Raw genomic sequence first — 13,114 nt, 5'->3', positions numbered from 1 at the left:
TTTTAATAATTATAGATAAAATTGAATTAAGCATCTCCCTTACGCGAAATTGGTTAATTGTAATGGGGTATTTTTATATTTTGATAACATTATTGCCGCTGTCAAAAAATAACTATTTACCTGAAGTTAACCAAAAAATTACATAATAAATTATTATTGTTTCAATAATAAAAAGGGGCGCAAAAAGCGCCCCGTAATATAGCTCAGACAAGGTGCCGTGCGCACCAGGAAGTTGTCAGGAAATTACTTTACCTGCCAATATTTGGCTTTAGCGCGCTGTAATTTTTCGTACGCGGCCAGTAGCGCCTGATGCGCCGGGAAAGCTTTCAGATCTTTATCCACTGGCTGCAGCCCATAGAAGGCCGCTTCACCGCTCATTGCCGCGCTGGCGGCATCCACGGCTTCAGCCCCGTACATACGGACGAAAGCGTTCAGGTATTGCAGAGGCTCGCGCTCTTCTTCCTGTGACAACAGAAGCAGAGTTTGCAGGCAGCGGTAGTAGTTGGCACGCTCAGGACTAAAGATGGAAGCGTTGAACTCCATGGTCCATTCGGTCCAGATCAGTGCCTGCTCAAGATCGCCGCCCGCTAGCGCCAGCATGGCTTTCAGTTCGCCAATGCGCAGCGTGTACCAGCCGTTATCTTTCCCGGTAGCCAGGCCCAGTAATTCACGCACGCGGGTGAAATCATCGTGGCCTTCGTCGTCCAGTTGGGCAATCAGATCGAGGTAGTCTTGCTGCTCCCATTCGCTGTCCGGCAGCGCAAGAATTGTTTCACGCAGGTGGCTGCCCATGCTGTTGTTGGCCAGCAGCAGGTCGTCGGCAGGGTAAATATCAGACATGCCTGGGACGATAATACGGCAGGCGTAAACGTCTAAATGCTCGTAGTCGGCGATATACACTTCTTTATCTTCCGACTTGAAGATAGCCATCAGGGTAGCGAACTCTTCTTCCGTTGTGCCAGCAAAGCTCCAGTCAGCAAACGGGTAATCTGCATCCTGCTTGAACATATCCCATGAAATCAGGCCGCTGGAATCGATGAAGTGTGTTTCCAGGTTCGCGTGTTCAGCGACTTCCTCATCATCGAAGGTTGGCGGCGTAAAGACATCCAGATCTTTCAGACCGCGCCCCTGCAGCAGCTCGGTGACGGTACGCTCCAGCGCTACGCCAAAATCAGGGTGCGCGCCGAAGGAAGCGAAACAGGTTCCGTTGGCCGGATTGAACAGCACGACGCAGATAACCGGGTACTTACCGCCCAGAGAACCGTCGTACGCAAAAATAGGGAAGCCTTCAGCTTCAAGCGTTTTAATGGACTCCACGACGCCTGGATAGCGGGCCAGCACATCCTGTGGGATCTCTGGCAGGCTGATGCTTTCTGCGATAATGCGGTTTTTGATATGACGCTCGAAGACTTCAGACAGACCCTGGACCCGTGCTTCATTAGCCGTGTTGCCCGCAGACATGCCGTTGGAGACGTACAGGTTACCAATGATGTTCATCGGGATATAAACAGTTTGCAGGTCTGACTGGCGGGTGAACGGCAGAGCACAAATACCGCGCTCTTCGTTCCCGGACTGCAGATCGATCAGCATCCCGGCGCCGACTTCGTTTTCCGGGTCGTAGAAAGCGCGCAGACGATCGTCGAGGATGCCCTCAGGCAGTTGGTCATCTTCCGGCAGCGGGAACCATTTCTCGTTCGGGTAATGCACGAACGGGCCGTTCGCAATCGTATCGCCCAGCCAGAAGTCGGCGAAGAAGTAGTTAGTCGACAGACGTTCAAAATATTCACCCAGCGCGGATGCCAGCGCGGCTTTTTTGGTCGCACCTTTACCGTTGGTGAAGCACAGGGCGCTGTCTTTGTCGCGGATATGCACCGACCAAACGTTGGGTACCGGGTTAAGCCAGGAGGCTTCTTCGATATTAAAACCGAGGTCGGTCAGCTTTTTCTGGAAGCGAGCGATGGAGTCTTCCAGGGCGGCATCTTTGCCGGGGATAAATGTCTGGGTCATGGGGTTCACTTTAATGGTACGCAAAACGCGCAATGATACGGGTTTTACCGGGCAGACGCTATCCTCCGCACGGTGCAGGCGACGCTAGCATAACAGGCTATGCCTGCTTACAGTAACTCGCGGTTATGGTAGTAAAATGACTGGCCGCCATTGGGCATGTCCGTCGTATTGCCTTGCCGTCGGAAATCGGGCAGTTTTTTCGCTTGCCGGAAGATTGTGTTGTGTGATTTTGCTCACATTGGTCTTCCGCGAGGGATTAACCATTGCAACACTGCGCCGCTGAATGATAAAACCGATAATGTAATAAAAACTTATTGCTCGAGGCGTGGTGAGGGGAAATGACACAGGTATACAATTTTAGTTCTGGTCCGGCGATGCTGCCGGCTGAAGTACTTCGTCGTGCACAACAGGAGCTGTGCGACTGGCACGGTCTGGGTACTTCCGTAATGGAAATTAGCCACCGTGGTAAAGAGTTTATTCAGGTCGCTGAAGAGGCGGAAAAAGATTTTCGCGATCTGCTGCAAATCCCCTCCAACTATAAAGTTTTATTCTGCCACGGCGGCGGGCGCGGTCAGTTTGCAGGCGTGCCGCTGAATATTCTCGGTGACAAAACCACGGCCGACTACATTGACGGCGGCTACTGGGCAAATAGCGCAATTAAAGAAGCGAAAAAATACTGCCAGCCGGTTGCCCATGACGTAAAAATCACCGTGGACGGTAAACGTGCTATCAAGCCAATGAGTGAATGGCTGGTATCTGATAACAGCGCATTTCTGCACTATTGTCCGAACGAGACAATTGACGGTATCTCAATCGATGAAACCCCAGATTTTGGTGATACCGTTGTTGCCGCCGATTTCTCTTCTACTATTTTGTCTCGCCCTATCGACGTTAGCCGTTTCGGCGTTATCTATGCTGGCGCACAAAAAAACATCGGCCCTGCCGGCCTGACGCTGGTTGTTGTTCGTGAAGATCTGCTAGGCAAGGCGCACAAAGCGTGTCCATCGATTATCGATTACACCGTGCTTAACGATAATGACTCAATGTTTAACACGCCGCCGACTTTTGCCTGGTATCTTGCAGGCCTGGTCTTTAAATGGCTGAAAGAGCAGGGCGGCGTTGCCTCGATGGATCGTATCAACCAGGCCAAGGCTGAGTTGCTGTACGGCGTGATTGATAACAGCGATTTCTATCGTAACGATGTTGCGGCTTCTAACCGCTCCCGGATGAACGTCCCGTTCCAACTTGCGGATAGCGCGCTGGACAAAGTGTTCCTTGACGAGTCCTTCGCTGCGGGCCTGCATTCCCTGAAAGGTCACCGCGTTGTGGGGGGGATGCGCGCCTCGATTTACAACGCGATGCCGCTCGATGGCGTCAAAGCGTTGACTGACTTCATGGTGGACTTCGAGCGTCGCCACGGTTAATTAATGCAGTAGCACTTCGCCCCGCGGCCCGTCTGCGGGGTTTTTATTCTGTTTGAGTTGAGAGTATTTTTCCCATGCTGGAATCCCTGACGTTACAACCCATCGCGCTGGTCGACGGCACCATTAATCTGCCAGGTTCAAAAAGCGTGTCTAACCGCGCGCTGCTCCTGGCCGCGCTGGCCAATGGCACCACGGTGCTGACCAATTTGCTGGATAGCGATGATGTCCGCCATATGCTTAACGCGCTGAAGGCGTTGGGCGTGAGCTATACGCTTTCGGCGGATCGTACCCGTTGTGAAGTCACCGGCGTGGCCGGCCCTCTGCAGGCACAAGGTGAGCTGGAACTCTTTTTAGGGAATGCTGGCACCGCTATGCGTCCGCTGGCTGCAGCGTTGTGCCTCGGCAGTAACAACATTGTGCTGACCGGCGAGCCGCGCATGAAAGAGCGCCCAATCGGCCATCTTGTCGATGCGCTGCGCCAGGGGGGAGCGAACATTGAGTACCTTGAGCAAGAAAATTACCCGCCGCTGCGTCTGCGTGGCGGCTTTGGCGGCGGCAAGGTTGAAGTGGACGGCAGCGTATCCAGCCAGTTCCTGACCGCGCTACTGATGACCGCACCTCTGGCTGCACATGACACTGAAATCACCATTAAAGGCGAGCTGGTTTCCAAACCGTATATCGACATCACGCTGCATCTGATGAAAACTTTCGGCGTGGAAGTTGAAAACCGCGACTATCGCAGTTTCCTGATTCGCGGCGCACAGCAGTATCAATCCCCAGGGGCTTACCTGGTAGAAGGTGATGCCTCCTCCGCCTCTTACTTCCTGGCCGCTGGGGCAATTAAAGGTGGCGTGGTCAAGGTTACCGGCATCGGGCGGAACAGCGTGCAGGGCGATATTCGCTTTGCTGATGTACTTGAGAAAATGGGCGCGAAAGTGACCTGGGGCGATGACTTCATTAGCTGTGAACGTGGTGAGCTAAACGCTATCGACATGGATATGAACCATATCCCGGATGCGGCAATGACTATCGCGACCGCGGCCCTGTTTGCTAAAGGCACGACCACGCTGCGTAACATCTATAACTGGCGCGTAAAAGAGACCGATCGCCTTAGCGCAATGGCGACGGAATTACGAAAAGTCGGTGCAGAAGTTGAAGAGGGCGAAGACTATATTAGCGTTACGCCACCGGCTAAGCTGACGTTTGCTGAAATCGGCACTTACAACGATCACCGTATGGCGATGTGTTTCTCGCTGGTGGCGTTATCCGATACGCCAGTGACGATTCTTGACCCAGGCTGCACGGCAAAAACCTTCCCTGATTATTTCGAGCAGTTAGCTCGCATCAGTACGCCTGTATAACGTTTGTAAAACCGCATCGTCTGATGCGGTTTTTCTTTCTCTCTACGATTCCTTACAACGCCCGTTGCGCAATTCTTCTACACTCAGCCTGATTCCCGTGGATATTTGCCTGGAAAGATAACAGTCCTGGCGGTTGCGGCGTATAATGCGCGGCGTTTACCACCCGCGAATCCAGCGATAGAGGAGAAAACGATGACGGCATCCGCCCCGGTAATAACGATTGATGGCCCAAGTGGCGCCGGTAAAGGCACGCTTTGTAAGGCCATGGCCGAAGCGCTGCAGTGGCATCTGCTGGACTCTGGTGCGATTTATCGCGTTCTGGCGCTCGCGGCGTTACATCACCATGTTGATGTGGCTTCCGAAGACGCGCTGGTGCCCCTTGCGGCCCACCTGGACGTTCGGTTTATTTCCACCGACGGCAATTTGGAAGTGATTCTCGAAGGGGAAGACGTTAGCGCTGAAATTCGCACTCAGGAAGTGGCAAACGCGGCTTCTCAGGTGGCCGCGTTCCCGCGTGTGCGCGAAGCCTTGCTGCGCCGCCAGCGCGCTTTTCGTGAAGCGCCGGGTCTGATTGCAGACGGCCGCGATATGGGGACCGTTGTGTTCCCGGATGCGCCGGTGAAAATTTTCCTTGATGCCTCCTCTGAAGAGCGCGCCCACAGGCGCATGCTACAGTTGCAGGAGAAGGGCTTTAGTGTTAACTTTGAGCGCCTTTTGGCCGAGATCAAGGAACGCGACGATCGCGACCGTAATCGGTCTGTAGCGCCGTTAGTGCCTGCTATAGATGCTTTAGTACTGGATTCAACCAGTATGAGCATTGAGCAAGTGATTGAAAAAGCGCTACAATACGCCCGCGAAAAGCTGGCGCTCGCTTGAGATAGCGACCCATTTTGTAGTACCCCCGCTGCAATGGAGTGTGAGCGGGTATGTAAAACAACCCCATCCGGCATGAGGCCAGATGGACGTTAATCTAACTTTTGAAGATTAAACATGACTGAATCTTTTGCTCAACTATTTGAAGAATCCCTTAAAACAATCGAAACCCGTCCGGGTTCCATCGTTCGTGGTGTTGTTGTTGCTATCGACAAAGACGTCGTTCTGGTTGATGCGGGCCTGAAATCTGAATCTGCAATTCCTGCAGAGCAGTTCAAAAACGCAGCCGGCGAACTGGAAATCCAGGTTGGTGACGAAGTTGACGTTGCGCTGGACGCAGTAGAAGACGGCTTCGGTGAAACCCTGCTGTCCCGTGAAAAAGCTAAACGTCACGAAGCTTGGATCACGCTGGAAAAAGCTTACGAAGAAGCTGAAACTGTGGTTGGTGTTATCAACGGCAAAGTTAAAGGTGGCTTCACTGTTGAGCTGAACGGTATTCGTGCGTTCCTGCCAGGTTCCCTGGTTGACGTTCGTCCAGTTCGCGACACTCTGCACCTCGAAGGCAAAGAGCTTGAGTTCAAAGTGATCAAGCTGGACCAGAAACGCAACAACGTTGTTGTTTCCCGTCGTGCGGTTATCGAGTCTGAGAACAGCGCAGAGCGCGATCAGCTGCTTGAAAACCTGCAAGAAGGCATGGAAGTTAAAGGTATCGTTAAGAACCTCACTGACTACGGTGCATTCGTTGACCTGGGTGGCGTTGATGGCCTGCTGCACATCACCGATATGGCATGGAAACGCGTTAAGCATCCAAGCGAAATCGTGAACGTTGGCGACGAAATCACTGTTAAAGTGCTGAAGTTCGATCGCGAGCGTACTCGTGTTTCCCTCGGCCTGAAACAGCTGGGCGAAGATCCATGGGTAGCTATCGCTAAGCGTTATCCAGAAGGTACCAAACTGACTGGCCGCGTGACCAACCTGACCGACTACGGCTGCTTCGTTGAAATCGAAGAAGGCGTTGAAGGCCTGGTTCACGTTTCCGAAATGGATTGGACCAACAAAAACATCCACCCATCCAAAGTTGTTAACGTTGGTGATGTAGTGGAAGTTATGGTTCTGGATATCGACGAAGAACGTCGTCGTATCTCCCTGGGTCTGAAGCAGTGCAAAAACAACCCATGGCAGCAGTTCGCGGAAACCCACAACAAGGGTGACCGTGTTGAAGGTAAAATCAAGTCTATCACTGACTTCGGTATCTTCATCGGCCTGGACGGCGGCATTGACGGCCTGGTTCACCTGTCTGACATCTCCTGGAACGTTGCGGGCGAAGAAGCAGTACGTGAATACAAAAAAGGCGACGAAATTGCAGCCGTTGTTCTGCAGGTTGACGCAGAGCGTGAGCGTATCTCCCTGGGCGTTAAGCAGCTCGCAGAAGATCCGTTCAACAACTACGTTGCGCTGAACAAGAAAGGTACTATCGTTACTGGTAAAGTAACGGCAGTTGACGCGAAAGGTGCTACAGTTGAATTAGCAGATGGCGTAGAAGGCTACCTGCGTGCTTCTGAAGCTTCCCGTGACCGCGTTGAAGATGCAACTCTGGTTCTGAACGTTGGCGACGACGTTGAAGCTAAATTCACCGGCGTTGATCGTAAAAACCGTGTTGTTAGCCTGTCTGTTCGTGCTAAAGACGAAGCTGACGAGAAAGATGCAATTGCGACTGTTAACAACAAACAGGAAGAAGGCAACTTCTCTAACGCAATGGCTGAAGCATTCAAAGCAGCTAAAGGCGAGTAATCGTCCGAGCGTTGTATCCTGGCTTCTGCCAGGGTATAAAATCAGGGCGGCTTCGGCCGCCCTTGTTCGATTGAGAGCTGTAAGCTAATTTTCCTGAAAGGAAACCGGAGGAATCATGACCAAGTCAGAATTGATCGAAAGACTTGCAACCCAGCAATCTCACATCCCTGCAAAAGCAGTAGAAGATGCGGTGAAGGAAATGCTGGAGCATATGGCCTCTACGCTCGCCGAGGGTGAACGTATTGAAATCCGGGGTTTCGGCAGTTTCTCCTTACACTATCGCGCTCCTCGCACCGGACGTAACCCGAAAACCGGCGACAAAGTGGATCTGGAAGGTAAATACGTTCCACACTTTAAGCCAGGCAAAGAGTTGCGTGACCGCGCCAATATTTACGGCTAATTCCTTAGAGTTAGCAAAAATGGCACCTCAAATGAGGTGCCATTTTTTTTACTGATTTTGCTATTTTGCGAGCGCCTTCCTGAAGGCTAACGCAATATTGTTAAGCCGGACTCATCGGCGTTCAAGCCATCACGTATTTCTCCAATTGCTTCCTGATTTAATCTCAAGATTCCCGCACACTTCCTGTAACAAGGAGGTGGATGTGTTTTCTATTCCTGCCGTTGCTGGCGCCGTTCTGATTAGCGCTTTACCACTGTTATGGCTGCCGGTTATTCCAGAACAAAATGGGATTTTACTGTTCGTGTCGGCTGCACTGACATTGGCCTGTTTTTGGGGCCGTATCGTTTGGGTGCGCTATCTGGTGCTTTGCCTTTTATTCTTGAGCTGGAGCCTGTTGGGTGCGCGGCAAATGCTGGATATGTTCTCTGAGTTTGGGGAGAAACCGCTGACCGTGCAGGTGAAAATTACGAGAAGTGATGGCGAAAAACGGCATGAACTGCAGATAGTCAAACGGGATGATCGTTACCTGTTTCCTGCGCCAGGTGTTGTATTGCGAAATAGCGTATTGCCTGAGCCTGTTTGTGAGGGGCAAACATGGTTAATGACGCTACGCCTTCGCCCGGTACATGGGCGTCTTAATGAAGGTATTTTTGACGGACAGCGCTATGCGCTTTCGCAGATGCTGCCGTTTAGTGGTCGGGTGTTGAAAGCAAGCCTTCTATCGGGCGGCTGTAATCTTCGAGGTAAATGGCTCCAACAAGCCAAAAATGCTACCGCTAATCTCCCGTGGCAGGGTGTGATTATCGCTCTGGGCTTTGGGGAGCGAATAGATGTCAGCGAAGACGTCAAAAAAATCATGCGTGATACCGGGACTGCACATCTGATGGCCATTTCTGGGCTGCATATTGCGTTAGCCGGTGGGATTGGCTGGCTGTTTGCTCGGGTTCTGCAATTTTGCCTGCCAGCTTCGATGATAGGGTTTCGTTTTCCCCTGGGGATGAGTTTTAGCGTCGCGCTATTTTACACCTGGCTGTCAGGGATGAATCCGCCGGCGGTCAGAACCCAGGTTGGAATGGGCATTTGGGCAATATTACGTCTGAGCGGCAGAAAGTGGTCATCCTGGGATGTGTTGTTGTGCTGTGTAGCGGGCATTGTGTTTAGCGAACCGATGGCTATTTTGTCTGAAAGTCTTTGGCTTTCCGCGCTTGCGGTATGCGGGCTTATCTTTTGGTACCAGTGGGTGCCGCTGCCTCGCATGACGATAAATCGCTGGCTTCGGCCTTTTGCCGATCTGCTTTATTTGCAAACAGGCATTACGCTGTTGCTCATTCCACTTCAGGTGATTTTATTTCACGGCATCAGTATGACTTCGCTGGCCGCTAATCTCTTCGCTGTGCCGTTGATTACCTTCGTTAGCGTGCCTTTCATTTTAGCCGGTATGGTGTTCGGAGAAGTCCCTGTCATAGGCGAGGTGCTTTGGTCACTGGCCGATAAATCACTTGCAGGAGTATTCGGGTTACTGGCTGGGTTGCCGGATGGGTGGAAAGAACTCGATCGCCGTTATCAATTTCTGGCGTTCATTGCCTGGTGGGCCATAGTGATATGGCGATTCGGTTTTTGGCGAAGCTCTTTCGCTACGGCAGCAGCAGTGTTGCTTATGATGATGTTTCCCTTTTGGCGTAAGCCGGAGGCAAATAGCTGGGCCGTCCATATGCTTGATGTGGGGCATGGGCTTGCCGTGGTTATTGAGCGTGAAGGGAAAGCGTTACTCTACGACACGGGCAACGCATGGCCAGGAGGAGACGCGGCTAAAACCGTGATTATTCCCTGGTTAAAATGGCGAAACCTTCAGCCAGAGCAGGTCATTATTAGCCATGAACATCTTGATCATATCGGCGGCTTGAAAAGTCTTAAGCAGCAGTGGCCTGCTTTAAATATTCGTAGTCCTTTACGCTGGAAGGGACATGAGCCTTGCTTTCGTGGTCAACAATGGGCATGGCAGGAGATTCAATTCGATGTGCTGTGGCCACCCGAAGAGTATGAGGGAAGCAGCAACAATCGCTCTTGTGTGGTTAAAGTTAGTCACGGAGGATTTAGCCTTTTGCTTACGGGGGAACCTGGAGGCGAATGCAGAATTGGCGATGCTGAGAAAACGGTGGCAAACGCTAGAAGCAAACGTCCTGCAGGTTCCACATCACGGGAGCCGAACTTCGTCCAGCGGTCCTTTACTGAGAGCCGTTTCAGGCAGCGTGGCACTGGCTTCTGCTTCCAGGTTTAACGCCTGGCGCCTACCGTCTTCAACAATTATTCATCGTTACCAGCAATACGGTTATCAGTGGCATGACACGGCACAATCAGGGCAGCTGACAATTGAAATAAAAGGTGATAAATGGCAAATCTCTGGCTTCAGAGAACAAATATTGCCCCGTTGGTATCATCAGTGGTTTGGCGTCACCCGAGATAATGGGTAGAATATGCGGCTATTTCATAAAAGGCTGGTTCGACTTAATGCAGAACGATAAAGATCTCTCCACATGGCAGACTTTCCGCCGGCTCTGGCCGATGATTTCCCCCTTTAGAACGGGTCTGATTGTGGCTGGGATAGCGTTAATCCTCAATGCGGCGAGTGATACCTACATGCTTTCGCTGCTTAAACCATTACTGGATGATGGTTTTGGTAAAACGGACTCTTCTGTACTGCTATGGATGCCAGTGGCCGTGATTGCGTTGATGCTGCTGCGCGGCGTGACCAGCTATGTTTCAAGCTACTGTATTTCATGGGTGTCAGGTATGGTGGTCATGAACATGCGTCGCCGACTGTTCAGCCACATGATGGGGATGCCGGTTTCATTCTTCGACCAGCAGTCCACCGGGACGTTACTCTCCCGTATTACCTATGACTCAGAACAGGTTGCCTCTTCCTCTTCCGGCGCGCTGATCACCGTTGTCCGTGAGGGAGCATCAATTATTGGCCTGTTTATATTGATGTTCTGGTACAGCTGGCAGCTTTCAGTGATCCTGATCGTGTTGGCACCGGTTGTGTCTTTTGCCATTCGCTTCGTCTCTAAGCGCTTCCGTAATATCAGCAAAAACATGCAGAACACCATGGGGCAGGTGACAACCAGCGCAGAGCAGATGCTGAAGGGGCACAAAGAAGTGCTTATTTTCGGTGGCCAGCAGGTAGAAACCGATCGCTTTGACAAAGTCAGTAACCGCATGCGTAATCAGGGGATGAAGCTGGTTTCAGCCTCTTCTATCTCTGATCCGATTATTCAGCTTATTGCTTCCCTTGCGTTGGCCTTTGTGCTTTATGCCGCCAGCTTCCCTAGCGTGATGGAAACCCTGACAGCCGGCACCATTACCGTGGTGTTCTCCTCCATGATTGCGCTAATGCGTCCGCTTAAGTCACTGACTAACGTCAACGCTCAATTCCAGCGCGGGATGGCAGCGTGCCAAACGCTGTTCTCTATCCTTGACTCTGAGCAGGAAAAGGACGGTGGCAAACTGGTCATCGATCGTTCTAAAGGTGACGTTGAATTCCGCAATGTGACCTTCACCTATCCAGGCCGTGATGTCCCGGCGCTGCGCAATATCAACCTGACCATTCCAGCAGGAAAAACCGTTGCGCTGGTAGGGCGTTCAGGTTCGGGTAAATCGACGATTGCCAGCCTGATCACGCGTTTCTACGAGCAGCAGGAAGGTGCAATCCTGATTGACGGGCACGACATACGCGAATACACCCTTGCTTCTCTGCGTAATCAGGTGGGGCTGGTGTCGCAAAATGTTCATCTCTTTAACGATACCGTGGCGAATAATATTGCCTACGCCCGTACCGGCGAGTATTCCCGTGAAGATATCGAAAAGGCCGCGCGCATGGCTTACGCGATGGACTTCATTAGCAAAATGGACAACGGGCTGGATACCATTATCGGTGAAAATGGTGTGCTGCTGTCTGGTGGCCAGCGTCAGCGTATCGCTATCGCTCGCGCGCTGCTGCGTGACAGCCCCATCCTGATCCTGGATGAAGCAACCTCTGCGCTCGACACTGAGTCGGAGCGCGCGATTCAATCTGCCCTGGATGAACTGCAAAAAAACCGCACATCACTGGTGATTGCTCACCGTCTGTCGACGATTGAGCAGGCTGATGAAATCGTGGTGGTGGAAGATGGTTGTATCGTCGAACGCGGGCCTCACGTGGAGCTGCTGGCCCATCGTGGCGTCTATGCCCAGCTACATAAGATGCAATTCGGCGAATGATAGAGCGTATCTGGTCGGGAAAATCACCTCTCTATCTGCTGCTGTTGCCGCTTTCCTGGCTTTATGGCCTGGTGAGCGGCGTTATTCGCCTGTCTTACCGTATTGGTCTGCGTGCCATATGGCGTGCCCCTGTACCTGTGGTGGTCGTTGGAAACCTGACGGCGGGGGGAAACGGGAAAACCCCCGTTGTTATCTGGCTTGTGGAACAGCTACAGCAGCGTGGCGTGCGAGTTGGCGTTGTGTCCCGGGGCTACGGCGGAAAAGCGGCAGCGTACCCTTTGCTGCTTGACGCAAAAACCACACCTTCCGAAGCGGGAGACGAGCCGGTACTTATTTTTCAACGCACCGGAGCGCCCGTCGCCGTTGCACCAAAGCGTAGCGAGGCTGTAAAAGCCCTCATCGCGGCTGAAGCTCCGCAAATCATCATTACCGACGATGGCCTGCAGCATTATGCTCTAGGGCGTGATAAAGAAATCGTTGTGATCGACGGGGCCCGCAGGTTCGGTAATGGCTGGTGGTTACCTGCCGGGCCAATGCGCGAAAGAGCCGGGCGTCTGCGCAGCGTGGACGCAATTATCGTCAATGGTGGGGAACCGCAGGCTGGTGAAATCGCCATGCGCTTGAAGCCCGGGCTCGCCATTAACGTACTCACCGGTGAACGCCGGCCGGTCACTGATTTTACTGACGTTGTGGCTATGGCCGGCATTGGCCATCCGCCGCGTTTCTTTGCCACGCTTGCGCAATGCGGTATTACGCCGGTGAAAACAGTGGCGCTGGCCGATCATCAGGCAATTACCGAACAGGATATGTTGGCTATCGCGACGGCGGAGCAAGTCGTACTGATGACGGAAAAAGATGCAGTAAAATGCCGTGCGTTTGCCGGGGGGCATACAAACTGGTGGTATCTGCAGGTTGATGCGCAGCTTGATTCACCTCTCGTGGAAACTCTCCTCAAGCAATTACTGGCGCTGGTGCGTTAATCTCTGCGGAACCGGTTTTTC

At 52.3% G+C, this 13,114-nt stretch carries 8 protein-coding genes and 1 pseudogene; 8 read left to right on the top strand and 1 reads right to left on the bottom strand.

Annotated features, from left to right (window positions below; translation table 11 throughout):
- Positions 1–243: 243 nt before the first annotated feature.
- On the bottom strand, positions 244–2,007 hold the full coding sequence (gene ycaO / locus WFK85_RS02155) for a 30S ribosomal protein S12 methylthiotransferase accessory factor YcaO (protein WP_008461170.1): 1,764 nt from the start codon (positions 2,005–2,007) through the stop codon (positions 244–246).
- Between the two features lie 338 nt (positions 2,008–2,345).
- Between ycaO and serC the strand changes: the two genes are divergently transcribed.
- From serC to lpxK, 8 genes and pseudogenes are all read left to right on the top strand, one after another.
- Entirely contained in the window at positions 2,346–3,431 is a 1,086-nt protein-coding gene (serC, locus tag WFK85_RS02150) for a 3-phosphoserine/phosphohydroxythreonine transaminase (protein ID WP_166995492.1), read from the top strand.
- A gap of 77 nt (positions 3,432–3,508) precedes the next feature.
- The gene (gene aroA, locus WFK85_RS02145) at positions 3,509–4,792 is read left to right on the top strand and encodes a 3-phosphoshikimate 1-carboxyvinyltransferase (RefSeq protein WP_336708608.1); all 1,284 of its coding nucleotides are present in this window, start codon (positions 3,509–3,511) and stop codon (positions 4,790–4,792) included.
- A gap of 192 nt (positions 4,793–4,984) precedes the next feature.
- Positions 4,985–5,668: a (d)CMP kinase gene (gene cmk / locus WFK85_RS02140; RefSeq protein ID WP_008461178.1), complete on the top strand. Its 684-nt coding sequence runs from the start codon at positions 4,985–4,987 to the stop codon at positions 5,666–5,668.
- A 114-nt stretch (positions 5,669–5,782) separates the two neighbouring features.
- The gene (rpsA, locus tag WFK85_RS02135; RefSeq protein ID WP_008461180.1) at positions 5,783–7,456 is read left to right on the top strand and encodes a 30S ribosomal protein S1; all 1,674 of its coding nucleotides are present in this window, start codon (positions 5,783–5,785) and stop codon (positions 7,454–7,456) included.
- Positions 7,457–7,571: 115 nt separating this feature from the next.
- Positions 7,572–7,856, top strand: a complete 285-nt coding sequence (gene ihfB, locus WFK85_RS02130; RefSeq protein ID WP_008461182.1) for an integration host factor subunit beta — start codon at positions 7,572–7,574, stop codon at positions 7,854–7,856.
- A 202-nt stretch (positions 7,857–8,058) separates the two neighbouring features.
- Positions 8,059–10,327: pseudogene (locus tag WFK85_RS02125) on the top strand (ComEC family protein).
- 37 nt (positions 10,328–10,364) lie between these two features.
- Complete coding sequence (gene msbA / locus WFK85_RS02120) at positions 10,365–12,113, top strand: lipid A ABC transporter ATP-binding protein/permease MsbA (RefSeq protein WP_336708492.1); 1,749 nt, start codon at positions 10,365–10,367, stop codon at positions 12,111–12,113.
- On the top strand, positions 12,110–13,093 hold the full coding sequence (lpxK, locus tag WFK85_RS02115) for a tetraacyldisaccharide 4'-kinase (protein ID WP_336708491.1): 984 nt from the start codon (positions 12,110–12,112) through the stop codon (positions 13,091–13,093). The genes msbA and lpxK overlap by 4 nt, the downstream gene beginning before the upstream one ends.
- Positions 13,094–13,114 lie beyond the last annotated feature (21 nt).

Origin of the sequence: Cedecea sp. VD22, from assembly GCF_037150195.1 — a bacterium.
GTDB lineage: Bacteria > Pseudomonadota > Gammaproteobacteria > Enterobacterales > Enterobacteriaceae > Cedecea.
This window is presented reverse-complemented; position numbering and strand designations above follow the sequence as displayed.

Bases quoted from the DNA above. Each gene is read 5' to 3' on its own strand.
- ycaO (WP_008461170.1), bottom strand. From the start codon at position 2,007: ATGACCCAGACATTTATCCCCGGCAAAGATGCCGCCCTGGAAGACTCC.
- serC (WP_166995492.1), top strand. From the start codon at position 2,346: ATGACACAGGTATACAATTTTAGTTCTGGTCCGGCGATGCTGCCGGCT.
- cmk (WP_008461178.1), top strand. From the start codon at position 4,985: ATGACGGCATCCGCCCCGGTAATAACGATTGATGGCCCAAGTGGCGCC.
- rpsA (WP_008461180.1), top strand. From the start codon at position 5,783: ATGACTGAATCTTTTGCTCAACTATTTGAAGAATCCCTTAAAACAATC.
- ihfB (WP_008461182.1), top strand. From the start codon at position 7,572: ATGACCAAGTCAGAATTGATCGAAAGACTTGCAACCCAGCAATCTCAC.
- msbA (WP_336708492.1), top strand. From the start codon at position 10,365: ATGCAGAACGATAAAGATCTCTCCACATGGCAGACTTTCCGCCGGCTC.
- lpxK (WP_336708491.1), top strand. From the start codon at position 12,110: ATGATAGAGCGTATCTGGTCGGGAAAATCACCTCTCTATCTGCTGCTG.